This is a genomic window from Microbacterium sp. LMC-P-041 (assembly GCF_030209555.1).
Lineage (GTDB): Bacteria > Actinomycetota > Actinomycetes > Actinomycetales > Microbacteriaceae > Microbacterium.
The window spans coordinates 476,012-502,750 of record NZ_JARVRV010000004.1 but is presented as its reverse complement, the minus strand read 5'-3'; the positions used below and the strand labels follow the sequence as shown (position 1 = coordinate 502,750).

Below are 26,739 nucleotides of genomic sequence, written 5' to 3'. Positions count from 1 at the left end.
ACGCCCGAATGCATACGCGGTCATAATCAGCACATACGTATGCAACGAAAGGAAGGGCCATGCCCCTGCATCTCAAGACCGCGCCGACGAAGACGTTCGCGGACACCGCTCAGCAGGACGTCGCCGAGCGGGTGAGGGGAATCATCGGCGACATCCGCGAGAACGGCGACGTCGCCGTGCGGCGGTACGCCGAGCAGTTCGACAACTGGAGTCGCGACTCGTATCGGCTCTCCGATGACGAGATCACCGAGATCATCGGCACGCTCGACGCCCAGGTGATCACCGACATCGAGTTCGTGCAGAGCCAGGTGCGCCGCTTCGCTCAGGCCCAGCGCGACTCGCTGGTCGACATCGAGGTCGAGACGCTGCCCGGGGTGTTCCTCGGACAGAAGCATGTTCCGGTTCAGGCGGCCGGTGCGTACATCCCGGGAGGGAAGTACCCGCTGACGGCATCCGCGCACATGACGATCATCACCGCCAAGGTCGCCGGCGTGCCCCGCGTCGTCGCGTGCACTCCGCCCATCCGCGGCGAGATCCCCGCCGCGACCGTGGCCGCGATGAAGATGGCCGGCGCCGACGAGATCTACATCCTCGGCGGAGTGCAGGCGGTGGCGGCGATGGCCGTGGGCACCGACTCGATCGAACCGGTCAACATGATCGCCGGCCCGGGCAACGCCTACGTCGCCGAGGCCAAGCGCCAGCTGTTCGGCGAGGTCGGCATCGACCTCTTCGCCGGCCCGACCGAGATCCTCATCGTCGCCGACGAGCACGCCGATCCCTTCTTCACCGCCGTCGACCTGCTCTCCCAGGCAGAGCACGGCCCCGACTCCCCCGCCGTGCTCGTCACGACCTCGCAGGCGCTGGCGGAGGAGGTCATGGACTGGATCGAGAAGATCCTGCCCGGCATGCCCACTCGCGACTACGCCGGCCCGGCCTGGCGCGACTGGGGACAGGTGATCGTCGCGGACGACCTCGACGAGGCCTATCGGATCGCCGACGACTTCGCCTTCGAGCACGTGCAGATCTTCACGCAGAACCCGCGCGAGGCACTGACGCGGATGCACGACTACGGCGCGCTGTTCCTCGGCGAGAACACCTGCGTCTCCTACGGCGACAAGGTGATCGGCACGAACCACGTGCTGCCGACGCTCGGCGCCGCGAGGTACACCGGCGGACTCTGGGTGGGCAAGTACCTGCGCACGGTGACCTATCAGGAGATCCAGAACAGCGAGTCGTCGGCCGAGCTCGGAGCCGTGTGCGGCCGCGCTGCACGAGTCGAGCTCTTCGAAGGTCATGCCCGCTCGGGCGATGCCCGCGCCTGGAGGCACGCCGGCACGGAGTTCGCCTGGATCGACGAGAGTCACGCGGCGGTCGGCGCGGAGTCGCGATGACCGACCTCGCCGGTCGCACGGCCGTGGTCACCGGCGGCGGCAGCGGACTCGGGGCGGCCATCGCCCGGTCCCTGCACGCCGCCGGTGCGCACGTGGTCGTGGTCGGGAGGGACGCGGAGAAGCTCGACCGCGTCGTCGCCGACCTCGGTTCACGGACACGCGGAATGATCTGCGACGTGTCGGATCCGGGATCCGTCGACAGGCTGCGGGAGCAGCTGGCGGACACCGAGGTGTCGATCCTGGTGAACAACGCCGGCATCCCGGGTCCGGTCGCAGCGCTCACCGACATCGAGGTCGACGACTGGGACGAGGTGTTCGCCGTGAACGTGCGCGGCACGTTCCTGCTCTGCAAGGCGCTCCTGCCCGGCATGGTCGAACGCGGCGAGGGCGACGTCATCAATGTGGCCTCCGTCTCGGGCAAGCGTCCGCTCGCGCACCGCACGCCGTACTGCGCGTCGAAGATGGCCGTGATCGGGCTCACCTCGACGCTCGCGTTCGAGGTCGGACCGGCAGGTGTGCGGGTGAACTCGCTGTCGCCGGGCCCGGTGCAGGGACCGCGCATGGAGCGCAACTTCCGCCTCGAGGCCGCGAGATCGGGCACGAGCATCGACGACGCCGAGCAGGCGTTCGTCTCGCGCGCGGCGCTCGGACGCATGGTCACAGAAGAAGAGGTGGGCGCAGCGGTCATCGCGATGCTCGGGATGCCGGGCATGTGCGGTGCCGACATCGATCTCTCAGCAGGAATGGTCGCATGATGCGGTCGCTGCGAGCCCGAGCGCTCTCCGGCGAGAAGCTGATCGGGGCACTGCTCCGGATGCCGTCGGAAGAGCTGGTCGAGATGCTCGCCGTCGCCGAGTTCGACTTCGTGCTGATCGACTGCGAGCACGGCCCAGCCGACGTCGTCGCGCTGCGGCAGCACATCGCGCTGGCCCAGGTGCACGGCGTGCCGGTGATCGTGCGCGTCGGCGAGGGCGACCGCGGCCAGATCCTGCGGGTGCTCGACCAGGGAGCCCAGGGCATCCTCGCCCCTCACCTCGACACGACAGCGGATGCCGAGGCGCTGGTCTCTGCGGCGATGTACCCGCCGGTCGGGTTGCGCGGATTCGCGACCTACAGCCGGGCCGGACGCTTCGGTCTCATCGACCCCTCAGAGCACCGCGACTGGTGGCTCGAGAACACTCTCGTGCTCGGGATGATCGAATCGCCCGGCGGGGTCGCAGACGTCGAGGGCATCGCCACGGTGCCACGACTTGACGGCATCATGGTCGGCCCCGCCGACCTCGCGGCGTCGAGTGGACCGGATGACCGACCGGTGCCCGAGGCGATCGCTGCGGTGCATTCGGCGCTGGCCAGGGTCGGCTCACTGCGCATGGACATCGTCGGCACGAGGGATGCGGCGAGCGCGGCCTTCGCCGACGGAGCCGACCTCGTCGTCTACAACCTCGCGTCCTCTCTCATGGCGCATCTGGGCGGCCTCGCGGCGCCCGAACGCTGAGCGCTCCCCGCATCCCGCACCGCCCGCGCCCCCCGCGCCCCGCCACCCACCGTCGATCCGGAGGAGATCTGCGACACGGAGGTCACCTCCCCCGCCTCCACCCTCCGAATCGCGGATCTCCTCCCGACTGCCGCAGCACCACAAGCCGAGGCGCAGCGAACCCGAGGTCAGACGACGATGCCGGCCAGTCGCTGCTGCGACATCCACGACCGGACGAGACGCCCGAACTCACGCGGCCGCTCGAGTGGCAGCAGGTGGCCGGCATCCAGGGTGACGAGACGGGCGTCAGGCATCGCCGACACGATCTCGGTGTGGAAGTGCGGCGGACAGATGGCGTCGTCGAGCCCCGAGACGACGAGGGTCGGCATCGACAATCCGGTGATCCGCGAGAGCAGGTCGGTGCGCGTGAGCTGCATCCGCAGTTGAGCGCGCAGCCGGTCGGCACCGGTCTCCTCCCCCATGCGCAGAGTCCGCTCCACGAGTTCGGGCCGCTCTCGCACGAGCGCCTCCCCCAACAGAGGAATGAGGATGCCGTCCTGCAGCGCGCGCGGCTCGACGCCCTCGTCGAGTGCCGTGAGCCACCCGCCCCATCCGGAACGCTGCGCGTCGGTCGGCGCTTTGGCATTGGTCGACACGAGGCAGAGGCCGGCCACCCTCTGAGGCGCGGCGAGGGCGAGAGCCATGCCGACGATGCCCCCGAGCGAGTGGCCGACGAGCACGAAGGCCTCGGGCAGATCCCGGAGCAGCGCCGCCACCTGCTCGCCGATCGAGGGACGATCCAGCACCGGCCGGACCGCCCCCTCGAACCGCGCATCCGTCCACAGGTCGGCCGTGCAGTTCATGCCCGCGAGGAGCACGAGCGGCGGCACCGCGGCAGCCACCTCAGCCCTTCACGGCACCGTCGCTGAGACCCGCGACGAGATACTTCTGCGCGATGAAGGCGATCACGAACACCGGGATCGTCAACAGCATGGACGCCGCTCCCGCCTGCTGCAGCATCGGCAGGGTCTGCCCGAGCTGCGTGGCGATGAACACGGGCACCGTCTTCGACGAGGTGTCGGTGAGCACGAGCGCGGTGAGGTACTCCTGGAAGGCGAACAGGAACACGAAGATGCCGGCGGTCAGGATCCCCGGCCCCATCAGCGGGATCATGACCCTGCGCAGCATCCCGATCCTGGTGCAGCCGTCGATCATGGCCGCCTCGTCGAGCTCCTTCGGAATCTCGGCGAAGAAGTTGCGCAGCAGCCAGATCGTGAACGGCTGGTTGATCGCGACGAGGGCGATCGCGAGCGCGAACGTGGTGTCGTAGATGCCGAGCGCGCGGCTGATGTCGTACATCGGCAGCACCACCGCGAAGCGGGGCAGCGCACGGAAGATCAGTGCGAGCACGAGCAGCAGCGCCGAGACGTAGCTGGGGAACCGTGACAGCGCATAGGCCGCCGGGATGCCGATCGCCAGCGCGATCACGGTGGACACGACCGCCACGACCACGGTGTTCACGAGGTAGTCGGCGAAGTACGTGGTCTGCCACAGATCGACGAACGCCTGCAGGGTCGGCTGGTAGTCCCAGAGCACCGGCGGGTTGGCGAAGGCGACGTCGGTGGGCTTGGTCACCGACAGCGTCATCCAGATGAAGGGGCTCAGCATCACGATGCAGAGGATGCCGAGCAGCAGCCCCGTGATCACCGGCGGGCGGTTGTGGCCGCGGCGACGGCGCTTCGGCACGCCCTTCGTGACGATGGCCCTCGTCGAGAGTTCTGCGGAGGTGAGACTCATCGTTCGGCCTTCGCTTCCTTGAAGATGCCCCGGATGAACGGGATCAGCATGATGAGGATCAGGAGGATGGTGAGCACGTTGATCGCGCTGCCAAGACCGAGGTTCTCGGCGCCATCGGCGAATGCCACGGAGTAGACGTAGAGCATGATCGATTCGTTGCCGATGTTCTGCGCCTGCGGCGACAGCGGGATCAGGTTGTCGAACATGCGCAGCACATCCATGATCGTGATCAGCGTCACGAATCCGAGCACTCCGCGGATGGTCGGGATGATCACGTTGAGGTGCGTCTGGAAGCCGTTGGCGCCATCGATCTTCGCCGCCTCCTTCAGCTCGTTCGGCACGCCCTGGAGTCCGGCCAGGATGATCAGCATCGCGAACGGGAGCATGTGCCAGACGGTGTTGGCGATCACGAGGATCGCGTTGGGCACCTGATCGGTGAACCAGAGCACCTGCGACCCGCCGAAGAAGCCGATCAGGCGGTTCACCACACCGCCGAAGTTGTCGTCGAAGAGCCACGAGAAGGCGACGGCGCCGACGAGGTTCGGCAGCACGTACGAGACGAGCATGATGCCGAGCACGAGCGGACGCGACGTGGTGATGCGGTTGATGCCGGTGGCGATGATGTACCCGAAGACGAGCAGGATCGCCGTGGTGACGATCGTGACGGCGACCGTGAACATCACCGCCTTGTGGAAACGGGGGTCCGTCAGCGCGTCGGTGAAGTTCTCCAACCCGATGAAGGTGCCTGGTGTGCCGTAGCGGACCTGCTCGAAGCTCCACTGCACCGTGCGCACCAGCGGCAGGACGAGCAGTGCACCCATCACCAGCAGGCTCGGAGCGAAGAGCAGCCAGAATTCGCGTGCCTTCATGTGCGTCCTCCCTTGGACGGACTGTGGCCTGAACTCGCGCTCAGGCCACAGTCATGGACGGTCGGATCGGGGTCAGCCGGCGATCTTCTCGCCGGCGGCCTGCATCTGGGCGAGCCCGTCGTCGACGGACACCTGGCCATTGAGGATCGAGACCAGGATCGGCCGGATCTCGTTGGTGATGTCGGCGATGACCGGCGACACGATCGGCGGCATGGCGCTCGCGATCGAGTCGTTGGCGGCGGCACCGTACGGGGAGTTCTCCTCCGTCACCATGCCCTCGCGGGCCGGGTAGGCGGCGGGGACGGATGCCGTGGACGCGTCCTCGCTGACGGCGGACGCCATCATCTGGAAGAGCATGTCGTGGTCGAGCTTGGTGTTGAAGGGGATCGACCAGCCGTCGATCGAGAGGCGGTTGTAGGAGTACTCGGCGTCGTCGGAGACCTTGGGCGCACCGGCGAATCCGAAGGAGTCGGACAGCTTGGAGTTCGCGGGCAGGGTCAGGTCGAACATGCGACCGGAGAACATGATCGACATGGCCGCCGTGCCGTTGAACATCTGCTGCTGCACCTTGGGCTGGTCGAAGGTCGTGACCTGCGGGTCCATGTACGGCTTGAGTGCGAGCATCGCCTCGACGGCCTGCTTCGCCTCGGGTCCGTCGAGGGTGACCTCGCCGTCTGCGGTGACGAAGTCGGCGCCGAGGGAGTTCATCGCCCCTTCGAAGCCGGTCGTCACGTCGGCCGTGGCGAGCCAGGGCAGCGCGATCGGGTAGTCCATGAGGCCCTCGGCCTTGATCGCCTCGGCCGCGGCGATCATCTCGTCGAAGGTGGTCGGCACGTCGAGGCCGAGGTCTTCGAAGATGTCGGCGCGGTAGGCCATGACGAACATCTGCGCCTGCATCGGGATGGCGTAGATGTCGCCGTCGTAGGACATGCCCTCGACCATCGACTCGCTGATCTCGCCGAGCCCGTAGTCCTCGCCATACTTGTCCCAGAGGTCGTTCAGCGGAACGAGCTTCTCCTCTTCGCCGAAGCCGGGGATGACGAATCCGTAGGTCTCGATGATGTCGTAGGTGCCCGTGTCGCCGGCCAGGGTGGCCGTGGTCTTGGTCACCTGCCCGCCGAAGTCGATCGGATCGTGCTTCAGCGTCACGTCATCGGTCGAACAGCTCTTGACCATGGTGTCGGTGAAGGGGTCGATGGCGGAGGAATTGTAGGCGAGGACGTTGACCGTGGTCTTGCCCTCGGGAGCCGTGTAGTCGCACGACACCGTTGTCGCGTTCTCATTGTCGGTTCGGGTCCCGGCGCCGCAGCTGGAGAGGGCGATCATGCCCACTGCTGCGAGGGCGAGTACCGGCAGTGCTCGATGCTTGATGTGTCCCATGACGCTGATGGTATACGTATGCAATCGACTTAGGGAAGCCTATGTTCCCGGAAACTTTCAGGATTGAATACGTATACTGCGAAAACCCGCGATACGGGAGGACGAACACCCGTCCGCATCACTCTCACGGCCCGCCGCGGCCGACCCGAACTGCTACTCCCGAACCCTGCGCTTCTCGAGCACGCCGGCGAGAAGCACCGCGACCAGAGCCGCAGCCGGGGCCACGATCAACCCGGCCCGCAGGCTCTCGGTGTCGGCGATGAACCCGACGATCGGCGGTGACAGCAGGAAGCCGAGCCGCAGCAGCCACGACACGACCGTGAGCCCCACTCCCGGTCGCAGGCCGGGCAGTTCGTCCGCCGCATGCATGGCGGCCGGGATGAGCGTCGCGATGCCGAAGCCGACGGCGGCGAATCCGGCGATGGTTCCCGGCACGCTCGGGAAGATGAGCGCGAGTGTCATGCCCGCTGCGGCGATCAGTCCTCCGACGCGGGCCACCGCGCGCTGCCCGAACCGGTCGGTCATGCCGTCGCCCAGCATCCGGCCGATGAACTGTGCGCCGACGAGCGCGATGAATCCGAGCGGCGCGATGGCGGCCGCGGCGCCGAGCGATTCACTCAGATAGAGAGTCGCCCACGAGTTGCCGGCGTCTTCGGCCACCGCACCGGCCATCGCGATGAGCGTGAGCGCGATGATGATCATCACGGTGCGAGGGCTGACTCCGCGGCGCACGGCGCCGCCCAGCTCGACCGGCTCGGCCGTCGCCTCCGCATCCGCCTCCTCATCGCGTCCGGGCAGGCAGAACCAGAGCGCGGTGAAGGCGACGGCCGCGAACACCGCGGTCGAGATGCCGAGATGCACGCCGAGCGGCAGCTGCAGGGCGATCGCGGCCGCGGCCATGCCTCCGCCGAGAACCGCGCCGATCGACCAGATGGCGTGGAACGAGTTGATGATCGAGCGGCCGTATCGCCGCTGCACGCGCAGACCGTGCGCGTTCTGGGCGACGTCCGTGATCGCGTCGGATGCCCCGCCGAGCAGAAGGGCGACGGCGAAGAGGATGCCGGAGGGCGCCAGTGCGGCCGCGAGCAGGCCGAGCCCCGTGGCGATCGTGCCGAACACGGCGATCCGCGCCGAGCCGAATCGACGGATCAGCACGGCGGCGAGAAGACCCGCGGCGATCGCGCCGGCAGGGAAGGCCGCGATCGCGAGGCCGTACCCGGCGTTGTCGAGCCCCAGAGCAGCCTTGATCTCGGGGTAGCGGGGCAGGATGTTGGCGAACAGTGCGCCGTTCGTGAGGAACAGCGCCGAGACCGCGATGCGCGCTCGGCGCGACGCCTGGTCGACAGCCGGCCGTCGAATCGATTCGATCGAAGTCATAGCAACGACCGTACACGTCGAGGGACGCCGTCGAAAATCGCCTTCCGCGTCGCGTATGCCACCCGTGCGGCGATCGCGATCGACCTCAGTGGAGCTGCGGTTCGCCCTGTGCGATCTCTTCGGCGATCACGGATGCCGCAGCGACCGCTGCCTTGGCGGCATCCAGGTCGTCGAACTGGCCGATGAAGTCGGACTGCGCTCCGAAAGCCCGAAAGCCCTCACGCGGCGTCCCCGTGATCGATCCGAGGAACTGGCGCCGGTCATTGCCGACGTGGAAGCCGGGATCGACCTCGACCCACAGCCCTCGCGTCCGCGAGGCGCCTCGCACCCGCGCGCTCGTCGCCGCCTTCGCGGCATTTCTGATTCGTACGGACATGGCTCACGCAGTCATCGCGTGCAGCACACGCGACCCCGTGAGCGCCGGAGCGAACTCAGCCCGAGTGAGGTCGAGCCCGCCGGCCGAGTTCGCCGCGTTCATCATCGAGACCACCAGCGAGCGGTCGATGCTCGGCTCCTCGTCCATGGCGAACCGGAGGGGGATGGAGGCGTGCACCCAGAGCGTCTCGATGGCGCCGTCGCCGATCGAGAGGGTCAGGGGGAAGGACTCGTTGCGCCGCAGCTTGGTCACGATCACCAGCCGCAGGTGGGTCAGCAGCTCGTCGTCGATCTCGATCGGTGCGGCGGTGCTTCCGTAGGTCAGGTAACCCATGTTCTCTCCCTCACGCTCAAACTGGCTTGAGAAATAGATTACTAGGTTACCTAGCTAAATCCCAGTCGGACGTCAGGGAAGGTCGCCGATCTCTTCCGTCAAGCGGTGCAGGAACCGTGAGATCGCATCGGTCTGCTCGGGCGTGAACTCGTCGGCGAGGGCGGCGATGCGCTGCGTGAGCTCGTCGCCGGGCGAGTGGAGATCGCGCAGAGAGGGTCGCAGAACCTTCGATCGCGCGTCAGCCGGATGCGGGGCGACGACGATCTGGCCGCGCTCCTGCAGACGGCGCAGCAGGCTCGTGATCGCGGCCGTGCTCACGTTCAGGTGCGCAGCGAGTCCTCCCGGGGTCGCGGGAGCATCCGCCGGCGCCTCCGTGATGTACCTCATGGCCTCACGATCGGTGTCGTTGGGCGCGCGCAGCGCGGCGAGGCGACGGCCCAGCTGCGCCTCGGCGCGACGGAGTTCGTCGACCCGAGCGACGAGATCGGTCGACGTCGTTCTGATGTCGGTCCTGCTGGCCATGTGTCACCCCCTGACCCCTCCATGCTACTCGAAAGACAGGTAACGAGGTGGCCTAGCGAATTCCAATGCCACCAGGGACTCTGATCGGGTGCGAAGATAGAACACGGGCAGGAAAGGGACGTCATGGTCGAGCGATTCACACTCGGGGATGCGGGGTACATCATGTACGCCGACATGCTCGATCGCCTGCGAGCGCGGTTCCCGTCGGTTCCCGCCTGGCGGCTCGACCAGATCGTGGCCGCCGAGCACGACGCCATCACGGGCGGACTGCTGCGGATCGTCCCTGCCGAGGTCGAAGCCGGCGCGATCGAGATGCTCGCGCGCGAGCATGGAGAGAACGAGGGATCCCTGAGCGATGACGGCGAGGTGGCGTGATGGAGCGCTCTGAAGAATTCGGCCGATCAGGGTACTGGTACCCCGACTCCGACAGCGCGAGCACGGTCGACGTGCTCAACATGCTCCGCCGCTACCGCTCGGCCGAGACCGCAATGCGAGCCCGCACCAGGGCGTCGATGGGCATGAACGAGACCGACCTGGTCGCGCTGCGATTCCTGCTGCGCGAGCAGCGGGCCGGCCGCATCGTGCGCCCGATCGACATCGCCCGCATGCTCGACATCTCCACGGCGTCGACGACGACCCTCATCGACCGCCTCGAGAAGGGCGGGCACGCGAAGCGCGAGCCGCACCCGACCGATCGCCGCGCCGGGGTCGTCGTGCCCACCGTCAGCAGCGACGACGAGGTGCGCGAGACCCTCGGCGCGATGCACCGGCGGATGCTGTCGCTCGTCGACGAGATGAGCGACCGCGAGCGTGGCATCGTGACGCGATTCCTCGCCGGCATGACCTCGGCCATCGAAGAGGCGTCGGATCTCGATCAGGAGCTGCGCGACGTCATCCGCTCGCACGAGGAGTCCGAGCCCTCCGGCGAGTGATCCCTCCGCCGCGGGTCAGGCCTTCTCGACCTGATCCTCGACCCGAGCGCCGGCCACTCCGTCGTCGTCCGCGGCGTTCTCGAGGCGTTCGGGGAACAGCTCGTCGAGGTCGAGGTCGGGGTTCTCCTCCTGCGTCTCGACCAGTTCCACGGCCTCCTCGATCGTCTGCACGCTCGGCATCGCACCCGGCAGCGGCCTGCGCGCCGACTCCTTGAGCACCACCACGGCGATGAAGCCGGCGATCGAGGTGCCGATCACGTAGAACGCCGGGGCCAGCGACGATCCGGTCATCTGCACGAGCGCCTCCATCACGACCGGAGCCGTGCCCGCGAACAGGGCGACGGCGAGGTTGTACGAGATGCCCATGCCGCCGTAGCGCGACGACGTCGGGAAGAGCGCGGGCAGAGACGAGGCGAGGTTGGCCACATAGAAGGTCACGGGGAAGGCGAGCAGCACCAGGCCGAGGAGCGTCGACCAGATCTCCCCGTGCATCATGAACAGGAACGACGGCACGGCCAGCACGATCGCCGAGATCGACCCGATGAACAGCACCTTGCGGCGTCCGATGCGGTCGGAGAGCTTTCCGGTGAGCGGGATGCAGAGCGCCATCGCCACGAGCACGGGAAGGGTCAGCAGAGTGCCGTGCACCTCGTCGTAGCCCAGGGTTCCGGTGAGGTACGTGGGCATGTAGGAGGTGAGGGCGTAGCCCACGGTGTTGGCGGCGGCGACGAGCACGAAGGCCGTCAGCAGTTCGCGCCAGTATGCGCGGATCAGTGCGAGCACGCCCTTGGGCGCATCCGCCGACGCCTGTGCGTCGTCGGCCGCGCGCTTCGCCGAGTCCTGTGCCTCCTGGAATGCCGGGGTGTCCTCGATCTTCAGTCGGAAGTAGATCGCGATCAGTCCGAGCGGAAGCGCGACGAGGAACGGGATGCGCCAGGCGAAGCCCTGCATGACCTCGGCCGACAGCGTCAGCTGCAGGATCGAGACGAAGGCGGCGCCGATGGCGAAGCCCATGTACGAGCCGAGGTCGAGCAGGGAGGCATAGAAGCCGCGCCGCCGGTCGGGCGCGTACTCGGTGATGAAGGTCGTGGCGCCCGCGTACTCGCCGCCGGTCGAGAAGCCCTGCGCGAGCTTGAGCACGATCAGGAGGATCGGCGCCCAGACGCCGATGACCGAGAAGTCGGGGAGCACGCCGATGAGGAATGTGGCCGCGGCCATCATGATCAGCGTGAAGGCCAGCACGCGCTGACGGCCGAGTCGATCGCCGAGCTGGCCGAGCACGATGCCGCCGAGCGGACGGGCGACGAAGGTCACCGCGAAGACGCCGAGCGAGAAGAGCGACTGCGCCCCCGCGGATGCGTCCGGCAGGAACGCCCGCCCGATGATCACCGCGAGATAGCCGTAGACGCCGATGTCGTACCACTCCATGAGATTGCCGACCACGGTGCCGGCGACCGCGCGGCGGAGCATCGGGCGGTCGACGACGGTGACGTCCTCGACCGTGAGCCGACGAGGCTCTGCCGCGGCGGGACGCAGCCGTCGCAGCAGGCGCTGCCACAGGTTCGGCGTGTCATTGTTCAGGCGGTCGGACATGCTGTCTCACTCTCTCTCGCCGCACGACCATCGCAGGTCGGGCCGCACAGAAGGCGGGGAGGTGGCTCGCGCCACCTCCCCGCCTTGCTCACCGGTGTCAGTTGTTGAACGCGTCCTTCACGTTCTCTCCGGCCTTCTTGACGTCGGCCTTCGCCTGGTCGGCGCGGCCCTCCGCCTCGAGCTTCTCGTTGTCGGTCACCTTGCCGACGGCCTCCTTCGCCTTGCCGGCGACGTCCTGAGCGGTGTTCTTGATCTTGTCATCGAGTCCCATGGGGGCTCCTCTCTCTTATCAGCGGTGGTCTGTGGTCGAGCGCCCGCGCCGTGCGGTCACAGGGGGATGTCGAGGGCGGATGCCGCCAGCGGCAGAGTGCCGGCGGCGATGACCGCGATGAGGCCGACGACTCCGGCGGACTTCCAGAACGGCGTGCGCGATGCGGGGAGCGGGCCGCTGCGGAGCCCGGTGGAGCGGCCGACAGCAGCACGTGCCGACAGCGGGGCGACGTCGACAGGACCGTTCGGCAGGATTCGCCGAGACCGGAGCTCACGACGGGTGGGGTACTGCGTGGCTGTCGACATGTGATCACCTTCCTCCGCCAAAAGATTACTAGATGAACTAGTCAATCGCTAGCCTAGTGAAATTTCCGGTCATCACGCCTACGCTCGACACATGACCGAGCTCACCCAGCCCACCGGGCACGAAGAGGCCCTGCGCGCCCTCCCCCGCGAAGACGGATCGGCGCCTCGCGCGTTGGTGCTCGGCGCCACGGGATACATCGGCGGGCGGCTGACGCCTCGTCTGCTGAACGCCGGATACCGGGTGCGCGCACTGGCCCGGGACGCCGCGCGCGCGGCATCCTTCCCGTGGGGTGCCGACTGCGAGATCGTCGAGGGCTCGGCTGACGACGCGGACGCCGTGGCCGAGGCCATGCGCGATGTCGACGTGGTCTACTACCTGATCCACTCGATGACGGCGGGCAAGGGGTTCGAGGAGAGCGACGAACGAGCGGCCACCACGGTGGCGGATGCCGCGGCGAAGGCCGGCGTGCGCCGCATCGTGTATCTCGGCGGACTGCATCCCGACGATGTGAAGCTCTCGCCTCATCTGCGCTCCCGGGTGCGGGTGGGCGAGATCTTCCTCGAGTCGGGCGTTCCGACGCTCGTGCTGCAGGCGGGCGTCGTGATCGGCTCCGGTTCCGCATCGTTCGAGATGATCCGGCACCTGACCGACGTGCTGCCGTACATGCCGGCGCCGAAATGGGTGCGCAACCGCATCCAGCCGATCGCGGTGCGCGACGTGCTGCACTACCTGCTGGGCGCCGCGCGCGTCGATGACAGCGTCAACCGCGCCGCCGACATCGGCGGACCCGACGTGCTGCGCTACGGCCAGATGATGAACGGCTATGCGCTCGAGGCGGGTCTGCGCCAGCGCGCGATCGCTGCCCTGCCGGTGCTCACTCCGGGACTCGCATCGCACTGGGTGAACCTGGTGACCCCGGTTCCGCGATCGATCGCGCGCCCGCTCGTCGCGTCACTGCAGAACGAGTGCATCGTGAAGGACCGCGCGATCGATGACCTGATCCCCCGCCCGGACGGCGGGCTGACCCCGTATCGGACCGCCGTGTCGATGGCGCTGGGCCGCCTCGACGCCGACACCATCGAGACGAGCTGGCAGGATGCCGAGGTCTCGGGCGCCCCGAGCGACCCGCTGCCCAGCGACCCGGACTGGGCGGGACGCACCGTCTTCACCGACACCCGCAAGCTGAAGACGTCGGCCCCGGTCGACGGACTGTGGCGGGTGATCATCGGCATCGGCGGGTCGAACGGCTGGTACTCGTCGAAGTTCCTCTGGGCGGTGCGCGGCTGGATGGACCGGCTCGTCGGCGGAGTCGGGCTCCGCCGCGGACGCCGCAGCAAGGCCGAGGCGCGGGTCGGTGATGCGATCGACTTCTGGCGCGTCGAGGCCGTCGAGGAGCCCGGACGCAAGACCGACTCGTCGCCCGCGAGCGGCGGACTGCTGCGGTTGCGCGCCGAGATGAAGGTGCCGGGCGAGGCCTGGCTCGAGCTGCGCGCACTGCCCGACGGCGACGGATCCCGCTACGAGCAGCGGGCTGTCTTCTTCCCCCGCGGGCTCGCGGGGCGGCTGTACTGGCTGGCCGTGCTGCCCTTCCACGGCTTCATCTTCGCGGGCATGGCGGCGAAGATCACCGCCGCGGCATCCGTCCCCGTCGAGACGGTCGCGCCCGGTGTCGGCGAGGCGGGTGTCGGCGAAGCGGGTGCGGGTGAGGCGGGTGCGAGCGAGGCGGGTGCGGGCGAGGCGGGTGCGGGCGAGGCGGCCCCCGTCGCCTGAGCCTCTGGGCCCACGCGCGAGGCGTATGCGGGGCCACTTCGGCATCGGGACTCACGTGCGGGGCCACTTTCGCAGCGGAAACGGCCGATTCGGATGCGTTATTGACCCCGCACCGCGATGGAACCCGCGGGTAGGGGCGACCTCACGCCCACAACCCACGCGGCAGGGCCACTTCGGCATCCGGACCTACGCGCGAGGTGCGTGCGGGGCCACTTCGGCACCCGGACCCACGCGCGAGGTGCATCCGGGGCCACTTCGGCACCGGGACTCACGTGCGGGGCCACTTTCGCAGCGGAAACGGCCGATTCGGATGCGTTACTGACCCCGCACCGGGCCGGGGCGGCGCGGGCGGGGTCAACAATGCGACTGACGTCAGGAAGGACGCTCGGCGAGGCCCGCAGGGTCGCCCCCGTCATCCGACCCGGCGTCCGCGGCCGCACCCTCACTCGCATCGCCGGCCGCACTCGCGTCGCCGGTCGCACTCGCATCTCCGGCCGGACTCGCATCGCCGGCATCGGCGCTGGCATCCGCTGCGCCACCACCGGCGTCGGGGATGATGTCGATCGCCTCGGTCGCGGTCGCGTAGACCTCGGCGAGGCTGTCGTCGACGTCGGCCTCATCGATCCAGGCGAGGTCGTCTTCGGAGTGGTCGTACTCGACAGGCACGAGCGCGAAGTCGTCGCCGTACTCCTCGAGTCCGGCCATGACGCTGTGGCGCACGGCCATGCGGGCATAGCGCTCGCGCAGGATCATGGGGTCGCGTCGCAGATCCTTCATGAACGCGACCATCATGCAGGCCATGATCACGGCGAACGGCAGCGCCGCGATGATCGTGACGTTCTGCAGCGACTTCAGGCCGCTGCCCTCTTCGCCGGTGACGAGCAGCACCGCCGCGATCACTCCGACCAGGACTCCCCAGACGACGGCGACCCAGCGCGACGGCTCGGGGCGACCCTGCTGCGAGAGCGTGCCCATGACGAGCGAGGCCGAATCGGCGCCGGTGATGAAGAAGATCGAGATCAGCAGGATGAGCACGATGCTGGTGATCAGCGGGAACGGCAGGTTCTCGAGCACGCCGAAGAGCACCTCTTCGGGCGGGTCGACCGTGAGCCCTGCCCCGTTCATCTGCTGCTGGATCGCCGTGGTTCCGAAGATCGCGAACCAGATGAGCGAGATGGCGGCCGGAACCAGGATGACGACGGAGACGAACTGGCGCAGCGTGCGGCCCCGCGAGATCTTGGCGATGAACATGCCCACGAACGGTGACCAGGAGATCCACCATGCCCAGTAGAAGATCGTCCAGCTCGACAGGAACATCTGCGCCTCATCGCCCTGCGACGCCGACCGCGCGACCATCTCGGGCAGGTCGCCGAGGAACTGCACGGCGACCGAGGGAATAACGTTGAGGATCAGCAGCGTCGGTCCGACGAAGAAGACGAAGAATGCGAGCAGCAGCGCGACGACCGCGTTGATGTTCGACAGCGCGCGGATGCCCTTCGAGACGCCCGAGACCGCCGAGGCGATGAAGCAGGCGGTGAGCACGGCGATGGCCGCGATGAGCACGCCGTTGCCGAGTTCGCCGATGCCGCTGACGATCTCGACGCCGTGGCCGATCTGCAGGGCTCCCAGGCCGAGCGACGCGGCGGTGCCGAAGAGGGTCACGATGATCGAGAAGATGTCGATCGTGCGACCGAGGGGTCCGGTGGTACGCCCCTCACCGAGCAGCGGCGCGAAGATCGACGAGATCAGGGGCGTGCGGCCACGACGGAACGCGCCGTACGCGATCGCGCCGCCGACCAGCGCGTAGAAGGCCCACGCCTGCGGGCCCCAGTGGTAGAGCACCTGCGCCTGCGCCGTGTGCATGGCCTCGAGGGTGTTCGCCTCGACCGTTCCGGGCGGCGGGTTCTCGAAGAAGGTGAGCGGCTCGGCGGCGCCCCAGAAGACGAGACCGATGCCCATTCCGGCGGCGAAGAGCATCGAGATCCACGAGAACATCGAGAATTCGGGCTCTTCGTCGTCGCGGCCCAGGGGAATGCGTCCGTAGCGGCTGAAGCCGACGAACAGCATGAAGACCAGGATGACGGTGGCGATCGTGGTGAAGAAGAAGCCGAAGTACTCGACGACCCACCCGAGCACGGTCGAGGTCGTGCCCGAGAGGTTGTCACCCGCGAACACGCCCCACGCGATGAACGCGAGGGTCAGCGCGACGGCGATGCCGAAGACGAGCGGATCGGTGCGGTAGGTGCGTCCGGTCTCCTCGACCGAGACGCCGGGCACGAGCGCCGGGTGCACGCCGCGCGGCGGAACCGCGGCGATGTCGCGCACGATCTTCTGCGCGGTCTCGGTGGCCTTCGCGGCCTGCCTGATCGCGGCGGTGGAGGTCTTCGGAGGGTCGTTCCTCGTGGGCGTCTTCTCGTCCGGAGTGTCCATGAGAACCCATTCTCCCATGCCGGCATTCTGCGACCTGGACGGAAAGGCCAGATGAACGGGTCGATCCGCGGCGCTCCGGGGCGCACACGCCGGGCGGATGCCGGATGCTCCGGGTTCTCCGGGCGCATCAGCGGCGAGCACCAGGGCGCATCAGCGCGAGCACTCCGGGCGCATCAGCGCGAGCGACGACCGCCGAACACCGAGTGCAGCAGGGGCAGCGCCGAGACGCAGATGAGGGTGATGCCGAGCGGCGGCAGCGGCGTGACGAGCAGCGCGCCTCCGACGAGCATCGCGGCGAACAGCACGCCCGATCCGATGCGGCGGGCGATGCCCTCGAGCCGGTCGAGGCGGCGCTCGAGGGCCGAGGTGTCGAAGGTGACGTTGCCGTCGTCGACGCGGGTGATGATCGCGTCGATCCGCTTCGGCAGGCGGTAGGTGACGGCGGCGGTCTCCATGGCCTGCTGCGCCATGTCCTGCATGAGGTTGCCCGACTCGTCGCGCAGCAGGCGGCCGGCGTAGGGCTCGGCGGCGTCCCACACGTTGAACGACGGATCGAGGCTCGAGCACATGCCCGAGGTCAGCGACACCGCACGGATGAGCAGCAGCATGTTCTCGGGCAGCTGGAGCGGAAGCGAGCGCACCATGTCGCCGAACTCGTCGGCGAAGTCGGTGAACTCCCGAGGGTCGACCTTGCTGAGCTCGGCGAAGCCCATGCCGCCGAAGCGGGCGAACAGCGCGCGGAGCGCCCGTTCGAGCTCGGCGGTGTCGGCGGAGGGCAGCAGCACGCCGATCTCCTGGGCCGCTGTGACCAGGCCTCGACTGTCGCGACCGGCGACCGCGATCAGCAGGGTGCGCAGACCGTCGCGGAGGTTGTCGGGCACCTCGGCCATCATCCCGAAGTCGATGAAGGTGAGGCGGAAGTTGCGCCCGGTCGTCGAGTCGGCCTCGGGTGTCACGAAGATGTTGCCCGGGTGCGGGTCGGCGTGCACGAAGCTGTGCGTGAACACCTGGTCGAACATGACCTCGGCGAACACGTCGGCGACCTCGGCCGGATCGATGCCGGCTGCCCGCAGAGCATCCGTGTCGTTGATCTTGATCGCGGTGACGTCCGAGAGCGTGAGCACGCGCCGGGTCGACCGCTCCCAGACGATCTCGGGGGCGCTGACGCGGGGGTCGCCGGCGAAGTTCTCGCGGAACCGCTCGGCGCTGGCGGCCTCGTGCAGGTAGTCGATCTCCTCGAGGCTGGTCTGCGCGAACTCCTCGACGAGGCCGGGCGCGTCGACCCGATCGGCGACCAGTCGCACGCGCATCGCCCAGCGGGCGACGCGGCGGAGTGCCGCGAGGTCGACCGCGACGATCTCGTCGATGCCGGGGCGCTGCACCTTGACGACGACGTCGCCGAGACCGGTGTCGTCGGCATCCTGCGCGGAGAGTCGGGCCCGGTGCGCCTGGCCGAGGGATGCGGCAGCCACCGGCGTCTCATCGAACCAGGCGTAGGCCTCAGCGAGCGGACGGCCGAGTTCGGCCTCGGCGGCCGCGCGGATGTCGGCGAACGGCACGGCCGGGACCTCGTCCTGCAGTCCCTCGAGTTCCTTCGTGATCTCGGGCGGCAACACGTCGAGGCGCGACGACATGAACTGCCCGACCTTGATCATGAGGCCGCCGAGTTCGACCGCGAGCACGTGGAACCGCTTCGCGAAGCGCTGCATGCGCGGCGCCCGGGTGCGCTCGGCGATCGAGCTCATGCCGAAGCGCGGCAGCACGAGCTCGAACCACCAGACCTTGAGGAACTCGCGCGCCGCGAACGACAGGATGCGGCGGTACCGGGCACGATGGGCGCCCTGCGCCGCAGCATCCGTCATGTGTCGTCCCTGTGTCGTGTGCGATCAGTCCTGAGCGAGGATCGAGTACAGCCTACGGCGGGCCTCGTCGAGGATCTCGACCGCCTGCTGCACCTGCTCGGTGCTGCCGCTGCGACCGACGGCCGCGGCTGCCGCCGCGAGGTCGACGCCCGCCTTGGGCAGTGCGCTGTAGCGGGGGTTGTCGTGCGAGCCCTCGCTCTTCGACTGCGACTCCCACGGGGCGGGGGTCTCGGTGTGCTCGGCGGCGACGGCGCGGCCGGCCTCGGTGAGCGAGTAGGTCTTGCGACCGTTCTGCTCCTGAGCCTCGATCAGGCCCTCGTCGGCCAGCAGCTGCAGGGTGGGGTAGACCGAGCCTGCGCTCGGCTTCCACGATCCGCCGCTGCGATCGGCGATCTCGTTGATGATCTGGTAGCCGTGCATCGGCTTCTCGGTGAGCAGCGACAGCACCGCGGTGCGGACGTCGCCCTTCGCCATGCGCGAGCCGCCGCTGGGGCGCTGCTCGAAGGACTTGCGGAGCTGCTCCATGGCATCGAAGATCGCGGATGCGGGTCCGCCCTGGCCCGAGCCGAAGCCGGATCCGCCGAACGGGTTCGAGGGGAATGCGTTGTTCATGATGACCTCCCGGAAGTGGTGAGCGATAGTCAACGATATATCGTTAAGGCTGAATGTGGGGTGGGAGTCTCGGCCCGGAAGGTGAACTTCGGCGGATGTGTCGATCGGCCTGCTGCTCGATCGTCATCTCTCTGTACGCTGACCGTCGAACAGTGAGGAAGAGACATGCGCTACACACTGCTGTTGCACTACGAAGAGCTCGATGCCGAGACTCTGGGCGCCGAGGCGCTCGCAGAGGGCCAGGCCGCATTCGCGAGCTACGCCGCCACCCTGCAGTCGGCAGGGGTGCTCGTCTCGGCCGAGGTTCTGCAGCCGTCGGCCGTCAGCACCACCGTTCGCGTGCGCGATGACGCGCTGCAGGTGCAGGACGGCCCGTTCGCCGACACGAAGGAGCAGCTCGGCGGCACGGTCGTCATCGACGTGCCCGACCTGGATGCCGCGATCGGATTCGCCCGCCAGGCCCCGCCGGCGTTCTGGGGTGCGGTCGAGATCCGCCCGGGTGCCGTGTTCACGGTCGACGGCGTCTGGACTCCGAACCGATGATCCCCGAGGGGGTCCGGGCCGCTGCAGAGAGTGCGGCGCGGACCTCCTACGGCCGGCTGGTCGCGCTGCTCGCGGCGCGGTCCGGCGACCTCGCGCTCGCCGAGGACTCCCTGTCGGGAGCGTTCGAAGAGGCGCTGCGACGCTGGCCGGATGCCGGAGTGCCCGACAACCCGGAAGGGTGGTTGATGACCGTGGCGAGGAACAGGCTGCGCGATATGTGGAAGTCGGCCGCGGCGACGGCATCCGCTCCCCTCGCCGAGGAGAGCGCTCGCGTCGATCCGCTCGCCGACCATGATCCGCTCGCGATCGGCGACAAGCGACTCGAGCTGCTGTTCGTGTGCGCGCATCCGGCGATCGACCCGGCCGTGCGCGCGCCGCTCATGCTCCAGACCGTGCTCGGATTCGAGGCGGCGGAGGTCGCGCGCGCGTTCGCCGTTCCGGCGACGGCGATGGCACAGCGCCTGGTGCGGGCGAAGCGACGCATCAGAGATGCCCGCATCCCGTTCGCGATTCCGGACCGCCGCTCGATGCCCGAACGATTGCCCGCTGTGCTGGAGGCGGTCTACGGATGCGCCGCGCTCACCTGGCGCGGCGACGCCGAGTCGATGGCGGGCGAGGCGCAGTACCTGGCCGTCACCCTGGCGGGGCTTCTCGAGGACGAGCCTGAGGCGTGGGGGCTGGCCGCCCTCACGACGCTGACTCTCGCGCGGCGCTCTCGCGAGTTCACCCCCCTCGACGAGCAGGATCCTCAGACCTGGGATGCGGCGCTGATCGCCGAGGGTGAGGCGTACCTGCGGCGAGCGCGGCCGACCGGTGCGCCGGGACGATTCCAGCTCGAGGCGGCGATCCAGGCGGTGCACTGCGATCGGCTGCGCACGGGCGCGACCGATTGGGACTCGCTGCGGATGCTGTACGCCGCGCTTCTCGCGGTCGCTCCGACCCTCGGCGCCCGGGTCGCGGCCGCCGTCGTCACCGCGCGCATCGACGGAGCGGAGGCTGGCCTCGCCGCACTTCCGGCCCATGCAGAGGGATTCCAGCCGTACTGGGCGGCTCGGGCGGGGCTGCTCGCCGAGGCCGGACAGGATGCCGGCGAGGCCTACGCGCGGGCGATCGCGCTCGCCGACGACGACGGCGTCATCGGCTTCCTCCGCGGCCGCGCGGCGGCCCACGCACGATCCCACTGACACGCACTGCACGCACACGGCGCACGCACTGCACGCACACGGCGCTGAAAGCAAGCCCCGTGCGCTCCATAGCCGACGATGTTTGACTGCCGTCGATGTCGTCTTCCCCTGCCGTTTCCCCACCGTCCACTTCGATCAGAGTGAGCGTCGTCGTTCCCGTGTTCCGTCCGGGAGCGGCATTCGACGAGCTCATCGCGTCTCTCGATCGGCAGACGCTCGATCACGGCCGGTTCGAGGTGCTGCTCTGCGACGACGGCTCCGGTGAGGAGACGGCGGCTCGACTGGTCGAGATCGCGCGTGATCGTCCCTACGTGCGCGTCGCGTATCTGCCGCATTCGGGGTGGCCGGGAACGCCGCGCAACCACGGGATCGACGATGCGCGCGGCACGTACATCCAGTTCGTCGATCAGGACGACTGGCTCTACGACGGCGCCCTCGAGGCGCTCTGCGACTACGCCGACGAGCATGCATCCGATGTCGTGGTCGGCAGGGAGGTCGGCATCGGCCGGCGGCTTCCGAGTCGCATTTTCCGCCGCGACATCCCCCGTGCGCGCCTCGGCGAGGATCCGCTGCTCGAGATGCTGACGCCGCACAAGATGTTCCGCACCTCGTTCCTGCGCGAGAAGCGCATCCGATTCCCCGACGGCAAGGTGCGCCTCGAAGACCATCTGTTCGTGATGAGGGCGTACTTCGAGGCGTCGACGATCTCGATCCTCGCCAGCCGCCCCTGCTACGCGTGGGTCAAGCACGCGGGCAGTGCCAGTTCGTCGCGGATCGAACCCGAGACGTACTTCCCGCATCTCGAGGCCGTGCTCGATCTCGTCGAGCGGTACACCGAACCGGGGCGACTGCGCGACCGGCTGCTGCGGCACTGGTTCCGCGGCAAGATCCTCAAGCGGGTGTCGGGCAAGAAGTACGCCGGGTACCCCGAGGAGTATCGCCAGCGACTGCTCGACGTCGTCATCCCGCTCGCGCGACGGCGCTTCGGACCCGGCGTCGACGGGGGCCTGGCCTTTCCGAACCGCATCCGGGCCGCACTGCTGCGAGCCGATCGACGCGCCGACCTGCTGACGTTCGCGCGGTTCGAGGCCGAGCTCACCTGCCGGGCGGTGGTGACGTCGGCACGGTGGTCGCGGGGCGGCGGACTGTATCTCACCGTCGATGTCTCGATCACCCGCGACGGGCAGGACGCACTCGAGTTCGAGCCGGGCACGGGCGTCATGACGTCACTGCCGATCGCGATGGACGGCCTTCCGACCGGTCTTCTCGAAGCCAAGCGGGAGATGTCCAACGATCACGTCGAGCTGGTGTGGCGCGACAAGGCCGCGGCGATCGAGCGTCGTGTGGCGAACCTGCACCCGCGCAGCCTCGACTCCCTCCGCATCGCCATCGACCCGCTGAAGGTGTTCCGACCCGACGACGAGTCGCGCGGGGCGAAGCTCTTCGTGACCGTGCGACGGGCGGGGTGGACCTTCGACGTCCCCCTCCGAGCGGATGCTGCGACGCTCGCCGCCGCGGGACGCTCTCCCCTGCTCGCCGGGCGCACGTGCACGCCGGTCGCGGGACGCGGCGGCGCCGTCGAGCTGCGCAGGCAGTACCCCGGCGGCCGGCTCAAGGACCTGGCCGGCCGCGCTGTGCGACGGGTGCGGAGCGGCTCGCGCACGAAGTGACGAGGGTCAGCGCGGCAGCGTGAGCACCTCGCCCCCGGTCTCGGTGATGGCGATGGTGTGTTCGGTGTGGGCTGTGCGGCATCCGGTCGCACTGCGCAGCGTCCAGCCGTCGTCGTCGATGACCAGCCGGTCGGTGTCGGCCATCACCCACGGTTCCAGTGCGAGCAGCAGGCCGGGGCGCAGTCTGTAGCCGCGGCCGGGGCGTCCGTCGTTCGCGACGTGCGGATCCTGGTGCATCGTCGAACCGATGCCGTGGCCGCCGAACTCGAGATTGATCGGGTAGCCCGCGTCGCCGAGCACCGTGCCGATCGCGTGGGAGAGGTCGCCGATGCGCGCGCCGGGTCGGGCTGCGGCGATCGCGGCGGCCAGCGCACGCTCGGTCGCGTCGATCATGTCGAGGTCGGCGGATGCGGCACCGTCGCCGACCACGAAGCTGATGGCGGCATCCGCTGAGATCCCCCGGAGCGTGACGGCGAGGTCGAGAGTGAGAAGGTCGCCGTCGAGGAGGGCGTAGTCGTGCGGCATCCCGTGCAGCACCGCATCGTTCACGGCAGTGCAGACGTAGTGGCCGAAGGGCCCCCGGCCGAAGGAGGGGGCGTAATCGACGTAGCAGGACTGCGCACCGGCATCCTCGATCATCTGCTTCGTCCAGCGGTCGAGGTCGAGCAGGTTCACCCCGACCGCGGCTCGCTCCTTGAGGGACTGGAGGATGCCGCCGACGAGGGCGCCCGCGTCTCGTGCACGAGCCAGTTCGTCGCGGTTCAGGATCTCGATCATGGGGTTCTCCACAGCTCGCCGTCGGTCATTCCAATAACTATACCGGTAATACTATCCCGGTATTACAATGGGCTCATGATGGTTCGGATGCCCCTGACTCCCGCCGAGGTCGAGCGGGGCGAGCGCCTCGGCGCGCTGCTGCGGCGAGCGCGCGGTGAGCGATCGATGCTGAGCGTCGCCCTCGAGGCGGGGGTCTCGCCCGAGACCCTGCGCAAGATCGAGTCGGGTCGCGTGGCGACCCCCGCCTTCTCGACCATCGCCGCGATCGCCGGCGTGCTCCACCTCTCGCTGGACTCGGTGTGGTCCGAGATCGAGCCGGCGGTGCATGCGGTCGGTCGCACGCAGGTCGCGTCCTGAGATGGCGCATGCGCTGATCACGGGCAGCTCGCGCGGCATCGGCCGCGCAGTGGCGCAGGCCTTCGCCCGACGGGGCGACCGGGTCGTCGTGCACTACGGCCGTGATCGCGCGTCCGCGGAAGAGACCCTCGCCTCGCTCGAAGGCTCGGACCATGCGATCGTGGGCGGCGACCTCGGGGATCCGGCGGAGGCGCAGCGCGTGGTCGAGGAGGGCATCACAGCCCTGGGTTCACTCGACATCCTGGTGAACAATGCAGCCGTGGCCCCGAGCGCGGCGAACGAGCATCGCGTCGACTCGACGACGTATGCCGAGTGGCAGCGCGCCTGGTCTGCCATGGCCTCGGTGAACCTGCTCGGCGCCTCGAACGTCACGATGCTCGTCGCTCAGCACATGATCGAGCGGGGCAGTGGCGGATCGATCGTCAACATCGGGTCACGCGGCGCGTTCCGCGGAGAGGCCGACCACCCCGCGTACGCCGCGACGAAGGCAGGACTGCACGCGTTCGGGCAATCGATGGCGCTGGTGCTCGCACCCCACGGCATCTCTGTGACCTCGGTCGCTCCGGGAATGGTGGCGACAGACCGGCAGACGGCGAAGCTCGAAGGAGAGCAGGGCGACAGCATCCGCGGTCAGAGTCCGTTCGGCCGGGTGGGCACGCCCGAAGAGGTGGCGGATGCCGTCGCCTATCTCACCTCGCCCACCGCGGTGTGGGCATCGGGCACGGTGCTCGACCTGAACGGCGCGTCGTACTTCCGCTGAGGCGGTGGGCTCTCGCCTGGGCGGTTGCGGGTCAGGAACGCAGCACGGACTCCAGCAGGCCGGGGAACAGCTCGTCGAGCTCTGCGCGGCGCAGCGTCAGCATCCGTCGCCGGCCGTTGGGCTCGTTGCGGATCACGCCCGCTTCGCGCAGCACCTTCATGAAATGCGACTTGGTGGACTTCGGCAGGTTCGGGTCGGTCGCGTGGCATTCGGCCATGTCGAGCGGGCCGTCGGCGAGCTGTCGCGCGATCGCCAGACGCTCGGGGTCGCTGAGGGCGAAGAGCACATCGGTGAGCTGGATCTCGGATCGCTCGGGGTGCGGGAGTTCGCCTGGCATGGTTCGAGAATAGTTGAACAATCGCGGAATCGCGAGTACGCTCCGATAGTTCGATGAATCTCGAACCGATACCGCGGGAGCACTCATGACCACCACGTCACCGATCGACACGACCGCGACGGCACCTCGGATCCGTCGCCCGCGCTTCGGCTTCGCGCTGGCCGTCGTGACGCAGATCGCGATGATGATGGGCGCGAGTGCGCCATCGCCGTTCTACCCCGTGCTCGCCGCAGAGATCGGATTCGACGCGATCGTCATCAGCGCCGTCTTCGCCGTCTACGCGGTCGCCCTGCTGCTCGCCCTGCTCACCGCAGGCTCGCTCTCCGACCATGTCGGGCGGCGACCGGTCGCGATCGGCGGTCTCCTGGTGCTCGCCGCGAGCATGGTGCTGTTCTGGCATGCCGATACGGTCGCCACGCTCATGCTCGCCCGCATCCTGCAGGGGGCGGCGAGTGGCGTGCTCATCGCAGCCCTCTCGGCCGCTGCGCTCGACCTCGCCCCCGGTGGCCGTTCGAGGGTCGCCGCACTGTGGAACGCACTCAGCCCCGGAATCGGCCTCGCCCTCGGCGCACTCGTCTCGGGCATCGCGCTGGACGTGACCGGACAGCCGCTGCTCGACGTGTTCGCACCCCTGACCGCCGTGTACATCGTGCTCGCGGGGCTCTTCTTCCTGGCGCCCGAGACCGCTCCGCTGCGGCCGGGTGCACTCGCGTCGCTGAGCTTCCGGCTGTCGGTGCCGGCCGGCATCCGCTCGGACTTCTGGCGCGGAGCCCCCGCGATCATCGCCGGCTGGGCTACGGGTGGACTCTTCCTCTCACTCGGCGCGAACATCGTGCGCACCCAGCTCGGCGGTGAGGCGCACGTCTGGCAGGGACTCGCGGTCGCGATGCTGGCCGGCGTCGGCGCGGTCACCGCATTCCTCTTCCGCAACCGGCGCCCGCGCACCTCGGTGATCTTCGGCACCGCGGCCCTCGCCGTCGGCACCGCACTGTCGCTCTGGGCGCTCGCGACCGGGTCGCTTCCGTTCTACCTCGCCGCGACCGCCGTGACCGGCATGGGATTCGGCACCGCCTTCTCGGGAGTCGTCGCCTCACTCGCACCCCGCATCCCCCCGACCGACCGCGCCGACACGTTCGCCGTGATCTACCTGCTCGCCTACCTCGCCTTCGGCGTGCCCGCAGTCATCGCAGGGATGCTGGTCGGAGTCTTCGGACTCGGCGCCGTGTGCGTCGGGTACGGCGTCGCGGTCATCGCGCTCGCGCTCATCGCACTGGTGCTGCGGGTGCGTCGGGCGGAGTAGCTGCTCTCTGTGTGGAGGAGATCTCTCGCGCCGAAGGGGGTCTCTCGCTGCGGAGGAGATCTCTCGTGCCGAAGGACAGATGCCGCCGACACCTCCTTCGTTATGCGCGATCTCCTTCCGACCGCGCGCTGCCCCGGGATCCACCCCCAGTACGAAGGAGATCTCTCGCCCCGAAGGAGGGATGCCGCCGACACCTCCTTCGTTATGCGCGATCTCCTTCCGAGCGCGCGCTGCCCCGGGATCCACCCCCAGTACGAAGGAGATCTCTCGCCCCGAAGGAGGGATGCCGCCGACACCTCCTTCGGTAGACGCGATCTCCTTCCGAGCGCGCGCTGCCCCGGGATCCACCCCCAGTACGAAGGAGATCTCTCGCCCCGAAGGACAGATGCCGCCGACACCTCCTTCGGTAGACGCGATCTCCTTCCGAGCGCGCGCTGCCCTCCGGCATCCACTCCCACTGCGAGGGAAATCTCTCGCCTCGAAGGAGGGATGTCGCCGATATCTCCTTCGGTATGC

Annotated in this window: 28 protein-coding genes; 12 read left to right on the top strand and 16 right to left on the bottom strand. The window is 68.7% G+C overall.

What is annotated here, in order from left to right; genetic code table 11:
• The first annotated feature begins 59 nt into the window (after window positions 1–59).
• From hisD to QRN21_RS08880, 3 genes are read left to right on the top strand one after another with little or no spacing between them, the layout of a single operon-like run.
• A complete protein-coding gene (gene hisD / locus QRN21_RS08890; protein ID WP_053098468.1) occupies window positions 60–1,391 on the top strand; it encodes a histidinol dehydrogenase in 1,332 nt (443 codons plus the stop codon).
• Window positions 1,388–2,146 carry an SDR family NAD(P)-dependent oxidoreductase gene (locus tag QRN21_RS08885; RefSeq protein ID WP_285363725.1) on the top strand — a complete coding sequence of 253 codons (759 nt, stop codon included), beginning with the start codon at window positions 1,388–1,390 and terminating at the stop codon, window positions 2,144–2,146. Before hisD ends, QRN21_RS08885 begins: the two co-directional genes overlap by 4 nt.
• A complete protein-coding gene (locus tag QRN21_RS08880; protein ID WP_285363722.1) occupies window positions 2,143–2,886 on the top strand; it encodes an HpcH/HpaI aldolase family protein in 744 nt (247 codons plus the stop codon). Before QRN21_RS08885 ends, QRN21_RS08880 begins: the two co-directional genes overlap by 4 nt.
• A 167-nt stretch (window positions 2,887–3,053) precedes the next feature.
• On the opposite strand, the gene QRN21_RS08875 is transcribed toward QRN21_RS08880, so the two are convergent.
• The 8 genes from QRN21_RS08875 to QRN21_RS08840 form a co-directional block, all read right to left on the bottom strand.
• Window positions 3,054–3,767 carry an alpha/beta fold hydrolase gene (locus QRN21_RS08875; RefSeq protein WP_285363721.1) on the bottom strand — a complete coding sequence of 238 codons (714 nt, stop codon included), beginning with the start codon at window positions 3,765–3,767 and terminating at the stop codon, window positions 3,054–3,056.
• A gap of 1 nt (window position 3,768) precedes the next feature.
• On the bottom strand, window positions 3,769–4,662 hold the full coding sequence (locus QRN21_RS08870) for a carbohydrate ABC transporter permease (protein WP_285363720.1): 894 nt from the start codon (window positions 4,660–4,662) through the stop codon (window positions 3,769–3,771).
• Complete coding sequence (locus QRN21_RS08865) at window positions 4,659–5,531, bottom strand: carbohydrate ABC transporter permease (RefSeq protein WP_056276212.1); 873 nt, start codon at window positions 5,529–5,531, stop codon at window positions 4,659–4,661. The genes QRN21_RS08870 and QRN21_RS08865 overlap by 4 nt, the downstream gene beginning before the upstream one ends.
• A 72-nt stretch (window positions 5,532–5,603) precedes the next feature.
• Window positions 5,604–6,911 (bottom strand): ABC transporter substrate-binding protein, encoded by a 1,308-nt coding sequence (locus QRN21_RS08860; RefSeq protein ID WP_285363719.1) that lies wholly within the window; start codon window positions 6,909–6,911, stop codon window positions 5,604–5,606.
• Window positions 6,912–7,064: 153 nt separating this feature from the next.
• Entirely contained in the window at window positions 7,065–8,288 is a 1,224-nt protein-coding gene (locus tag QRN21_RS08855) for an MFS transporter (RefSeq protein ID WP_072590531.1), read from the bottom strand.
• 85 nt (window positions 8,289–8,373) lie between these two features.
• Window positions 8,374–8,664 (bottom strand): hypothetical protein, encoded by a 291-nt coding sequence (locus QRN21_RS08850; protein WP_157557383.1) that lies wholly within the window; start codon window positions 8,662–8,664, stop codon window positions 8,374–8,376.
• A gap of 3 nt (window positions 8,665–8,667) precedes the next feature.
• The gene (locus tag QRN21_RS08845; protein WP_285363716.1) at window positions 8,668–8,997 is read right to left on the bottom strand and encodes a DUF7882 family protein; all 330 of its coding nucleotides are present in this window, start codon (window positions 8,995–8,997) and stop codon (window positions 8,668–8,670) included.
• Between the two features lie 72 nt (window positions 8,998–9,069).
• Window positions 9,070–9,519 carry a MarR family winged helix-turn-helix transcriptional regulator gene (locus tag QRN21_RS08840; protein ID WP_056276197.1) on the bottom strand — a complete coding sequence of 150 codons (450 nt, stop codon included), beginning with the start codon at window positions 9,517–9,519 and terminating at the stop codon, window positions 9,070–9,072.
• Window positions 9,520–9,642: 123 nt separating this feature from the next.
• On the opposite strand from QRN21_RS08840, the gene QRN21_RS08835 reads away from it, so the two are divergent.
• Window positions 9,643–9,894 (top strand): hypothetical protein, encoded by a 252-nt coding sequence (locus QRN21_RS08835; RefSeq protein WP_053098457.1) that lies wholly within the window; start codon window positions 9,643–9,645, stop codon window positions 9,892–9,894.
• Window positions 9,894–10,451: a MarR family winged helix-turn-helix transcriptional regulator gene (locus QRN21_RS08830; protein WP_053098456.1), complete on the top strand. Its 558-nt coding sequence runs from the start codon at window positions 9,894–9,896 to the stop codon at window positions 10,449–10,451. The genes QRN21_RS08835 and QRN21_RS08830 overlap by 1 nt, the downstream gene beginning before the upstream one ends.
• 15 nt (window positions 10,452–10,466) lie before the next feature.
• Here the strand turns inward: QRN21_RS08830 and QRN21_RS08825 are convergent, their stop codons facing one another.
• The 3 genes from QRN21_RS08825 to QRN21_RS08815 all read right to left on the bottom strand — a co-directional run bounded on the left by QRN21_RS08825 (window position 10,467) and on the right by QRN21_RS08815 (window position 12,620).
• Complete coding sequence (locus QRN21_RS08825; RefSeq protein ID WP_285363714.1) at window positions 10,467–12,044, bottom strand: MFS transporter; 1,578 nt, start codon at window positions 12,042–12,044, stop codon at window positions 10,467–10,469.
• A 97-nt stretch (window positions 12,045–12,141) separates the two neighbouring features.
• Window positions 12,142–12,315, bottom strand: coding sequence for a CsbD family protein (locus QRN21_RS08820; RefSeq protein WP_285363713.1), 174 nt, complete (start codon window positions 12,313–12,315; stop codon window positions 12,142–12,144).
• A 56-nt stretch (window positions 12,316–12,371) separates the two neighbouring features.
• Window positions 12,372–12,620, bottom strand: coding sequence for a hypothetical protein (locus QRN21_RS08815; RefSeq protein ID WP_056276194.1), 249 nt, complete (start codon window positions 12,618–12,620; stop codon window positions 12,372–12,374).
• Window positions 12,621–12,711: 91 nt separating this feature from the next.
• On the opposite strand from QRN21_RS08815, the gene QRN21_RS08810 reads away from it, so the two are divergent.
• Window positions 12,712–14,391 (top strand): SDR family oxidoreductase, encoded by a 1,680-nt coding sequence (locus QRN21_RS08810; RefSeq protein ID WP_285363712.1) that lies wholly within the window; start codon window positions 12,712–12,714, stop codon window positions 14,389–14,391.
• Between the two features lie 372 nt (window positions 14,392–14,763).
• Here QRN21_RS08810 and QRN21_RS08805 read toward each other — a convergent pair whose 3' ends face one another.
• From QRN21_RS08805 to QRN21_RS08795, 3 genes are all read right to left on the bottom strand, one after another.
• Complete coding sequence (locus QRN21_RS08805) at window positions 14,764–16,839, bottom strand: BCCT family transporter (protein ID WP_285363711.1); 2,076 nt, start codon at window positions 16,837–16,839, stop codon at window positions 14,764–14,766.
• A gap of 155 nt (window positions 16,840–16,994) precedes the next feature.
• Window positions 16,995–18,683 (bottom strand): ABC1 kinase family protein, encoded by a 1,689-nt coding sequence (locus tag QRN21_RS08800; protein ID WP_285363710.1) that lies wholly within the window; start codon window positions 18,681–18,683, stop codon window positions 16,995–16,997.
• A gap of 24 nt (window positions 18,684–18,707) precedes the next feature.
• Window positions 18,708–19,295: a PadR family transcriptional regulator gene (locus QRN21_RS08795; protein WP_053098452.1), complete on the bottom strand. Its 588-nt coding sequence runs from the start codon at window positions 19,293–19,295 to the stop codon at window positions 18,708–18,710.
• A 165-nt stretch (window positions 19,296–19,460) separates the two neighbouring features.
• Here QRN21_RS08795 and QRN21_RS08790 point away from each other — a divergent pair, with 165 nt between their 5' ends.
• The 3 genes from QRN21_RS08790 to QRN21_RS08780 all read left to right on the top strand — a co-directional run bounded on the left by QRN21_RS08790 (window position 19,461) and on the right by QRN21_RS08780 (window position 22,692).
• Entirely contained in the window at window positions 19,461–19,838 is a 378-nt protein-coding gene (locus QRN21_RS08790; RefSeq protein WP_053098451.1) for a YciI family protein, read from the top strand.
• The gene (locus QRN21_RS08785) at window positions 19,835–21,022 is read left to right on the top strand and encodes an RNA polymerase sigma factor (RefSeq protein WP_285363709.1); all 1,188 of its coding nucleotides are present in this window, start codon (window positions 19,835–19,837) and stop codon (window positions 21,020–21,022) included. Before QRN21_RS08790 ends, QRN21_RS08785 begins: the two co-directional genes overlap by 4 nt.
• Window positions 21,023–21,162: 140 nt before the next feature.
• Entirely contained in the window at window positions 21,163–22,692 is a 1,530-nt protein-coding gene (locus QRN21_RS08780; RefSeq protein ID WP_053098449.1) for a glycosyltransferase family 2 protein, read from the top strand.
• A gap of 6 nt (window positions 22,693–22,698) precedes the next feature.
• Here QRN21_RS08780 and map read toward each other — a convergent pair whose 3' ends face one another.
• On the bottom strand, window positions 22,699–23,469 hold the full coding sequence (gene map, locus QRN21_RS08775; protein WP_285363705.1) for a type I methionyl aminopeptidase: 771 nt from the start codon (window positions 23,467–23,469) through the stop codon (window positions 22,699–22,701).
• Window positions 23,470–23,547: 78 nt separating this feature from the next.
• On the opposite strand from map, the gene QRN21_RS08770 reads away from it, so the two are divergent.
• Window positions 23,548–23,826: a helix-turn-helix domain-containing protein gene (locus QRN21_RS08770; RefSeq protein ID WP_056277652.1), complete on the top strand. Its 279-nt coding sequence runs from the start codon at window positions 23,548–23,550 to the stop codon at window positions 23,824–23,826.
• A 1-nt stretch (window position 23,827) separates the two neighbouring features.
• Window positions 23,828–24,586 (top strand): SDR family NAD(P)-dependent oxidoreductase, encoded by a 759-nt coding sequence (locus tag QRN21_RS08765; RefSeq protein ID WP_230101232.1) that lies wholly within the window; start codon window positions 23,828–23,830, stop codon window positions 24,584–24,586.
• 31 nt (window positions 24,587–24,617) lie between these two features.
• Here QRN21_RS08765 and QRN21_RS08760 read toward each other — a convergent pair whose 3' ends face one another.
• On the bottom strand, window positions 24,618–24,923 hold the full coding sequence (locus QRN21_RS08760; RefSeq protein WP_053098447.1) for an ArsR/SmtB family transcription factor: 306 nt from the start codon (window positions 24,921–24,923) through the stop codon (window positions 24,618–24,620).
• A gap of 85 nt (window positions 24,924–25,008) precedes the next feature.
• Between QRN21_RS08760 and QRN21_RS08755 the strand changes: the two genes are divergently transcribed.
• Window positions 25,009–26,223 (top strand): MFS transporter, encoded by a 1,215-nt coding sequence (locus tag QRN21_RS08755; protein ID WP_285363704.1) that lies wholly within the window; start codon window positions 25,009–25,011, stop codon window positions 26,221–26,223.
• Window positions 26,224–26,739 lie beyond the last annotated feature (516 nt).

What these genes read in the sequence shown, in the direction of transcription:
- QRN21_RS08815 (WP_056276194.1), bottom strand. Translation starts at nt 12,620, where the DNA reads ATGTCGACAGCCACGCAGTACCCCACCCGTCGTGAGCTCCGGTCTCGG.
- QRN21_RS08800 (WP_285363710.1), bottom strand. Translation starts at nt 18,683, where the DNA reads ATGACGGATGCTGCGGCGCAGGGCGCCCATCGTGCCCGGTACCGCCGC.
- QRN21_RS08835 (WP_053098457.1), top strand. Translation starts at nt 9,643, where the DNA reads ATGGTCGAGCGATTCACACTCGGGGATGCGGGGTACATCATGTACGCC.
- QRN21_RS08810 (WP_285363712.1), top strand. Translation starts at nt 12,712, where the DNA reads ATGACCGAGCTCACCCAGCCCACCGGGCACGAAGAGGCCCTGCGCGCC.
- QRN21_RS08840 (WP_056276197.1), bottom strand. Translation starts at nt 9,519, where the DNA reads ATGGCCAGCAGGACCGACATCAGAACGACGTCGACCGATCTCGTCGCT.
- QRN21_RS08830 (WP_053098456.1), top strand. Translation starts at nt 9,894, where the DNA reads ATGGAGCGCTCTGAAGAATTCGGCCGATCAGGGTACTGGTACCCCGAC.
- QRN21_RS08785 (WP_285363709.1), top strand. Translation starts at nt 19,835, where the DNA reads ATGATCCCCGAGGGGGTCCGGGCCGCTGCAGAGAGTGCGGCGCGGACC.
- QRN21_RS08860 (WP_285363719.1), bottom strand. Translation starts at nt 6,911, where the DNA reads ATGGGACACATCAAGCATCGAGCACTGCCGGTACTCGCCCTCGCAGCA.
- QRN21_RS08805 (WP_285363711.1), bottom strand. Translation starts at nt 16,839, where the DNA reads ATGGGAGAATGGGTTCTCATGGACACTCCGGACGAGAAGACGCCCACG.
- QRN21_RS08865 (WP_056276212.1), bottom strand. Translation starts at nt 5,531, where the DNA reads ATGAAGGCACGCGAATTCTGGCTGCTCTTCGCTCCGAGCCTGCTGGTG.
- QRN21_RS08820 (WP_285363713.1), bottom strand. Translation starts at nt 12,315, where the DNA reads ATGGGACTCGATGACAAGATCAAGAACACCGCTCAGGACGTCGCCGGC.
- QRN21_RS08850 (WP_157557383.1), bottom strand. Translation starts at nt 8,664, where the DNA reads ATGTCCGTACGAATCAGAAATGCCGCGAAGGCGGCGACGAGCGCGCGG.
- QRN21_RS08825 (WP_285363714.1), bottom strand. Translation starts at nt 12,044, where the DNA reads ATGTCCGACCGCCTGAACAATGACACGCCGAACCTGTGGCAGCGCCTG.
- hisD (WP_053098468.1), top strand. Translation starts at nt 60, where the DNA reads ATGCCCCTGCATCTCAAGACCGCGCCGACGAAGACGTTCGCGGACACC.
- map (WP_285363705.1), bottom strand. Translation starts at nt 23,469, where the DNA reads ATGATCGAGATCCTGAACCGCGACGAACTGGCTCGTGCACGAGACGCG.
- QRN21_RS08790 (WP_053098451.1), top strand. Translation starts at nt 19,461, where the DNA reads ATGCGCTACACACTGCTGTTGCACTACGAAGAGCTCGATGCCGAGACT.
- QRN21_RS08765 (WP_230101232.1), top strand. Translation starts at nt 23,828, where the DNA reads ATGGCGCATGCGCTGATCACGGGCAGCTCGCGCGGCATCGGCCGCGCA.
- QRN21_RS08845 (WP_285363716.1), bottom strand. Translation starts at nt 8,997, where the DNA reads ATGGGTTACCTGACCTACGGAAGCACCGCCGCACCGATCGAGATCGAC.
- QRN21_RS08855 (WP_072590531.1), bottom strand. Translation starts at nt 8,288, where the DNA reads ATGACTTCGATCGAATCGATTCGACGGCCGGCTGTCGACCAGGCGTCG.
- QRN21_RS08795 (WP_053098452.1), bottom strand. Translation starts at nt 19,295, where the DNA reads ATGAACAACGCATTCCCCTCGAACCCGTTCGGCGGATCCGGCTTCGGC.
- QRN21_RS08770 (WP_056277652.1), top strand. Translation starts at nt 23,548, where the DNA reads ATGGTTCGGATGCCCCTGACTCCCGCCGAGGTCGAGCGGGGCGAGCGC.
- QRN21_RS08755 (WP_285363704.1), top strand. Translation starts at nt 25,009, where the DNA reads ATGACCACCACGTCACCGATCGACACGACCGCGACGGCACCTCGGATC.
- QRN21_RS08760 (WP_053098447.1), bottom strand. Translation starts at nt 24,923, where the DNA reads ATGCCAGGCGAACTCCCGCACCCCGAGCGATCCGAGATCCAGCTCACC.
- QRN21_RS08870 (WP_285363720.1), bottom strand. Translation starts at nt 4,662, where the DNA reads ATGAGTCTCACCTCCGCAGAACTCTCGACGAGGGCCATCGTCACGAAG.
- QRN21_RS08885 (WP_285363725.1), top strand. Translation starts at nt 1,388, where the DNA reads ATGACCGACCTCGCCGGTCGCACGGCCGTGGTCACCGGCGGCGGCAGC.
- QRN21_RS08880 (WP_285363722.1), top strand. Translation starts at nt 2,143, where the DNA reads ATGATGCGGTCGCTGCGAGCCCGAGCGCTCTCCGGCGAGAAGCTGATC.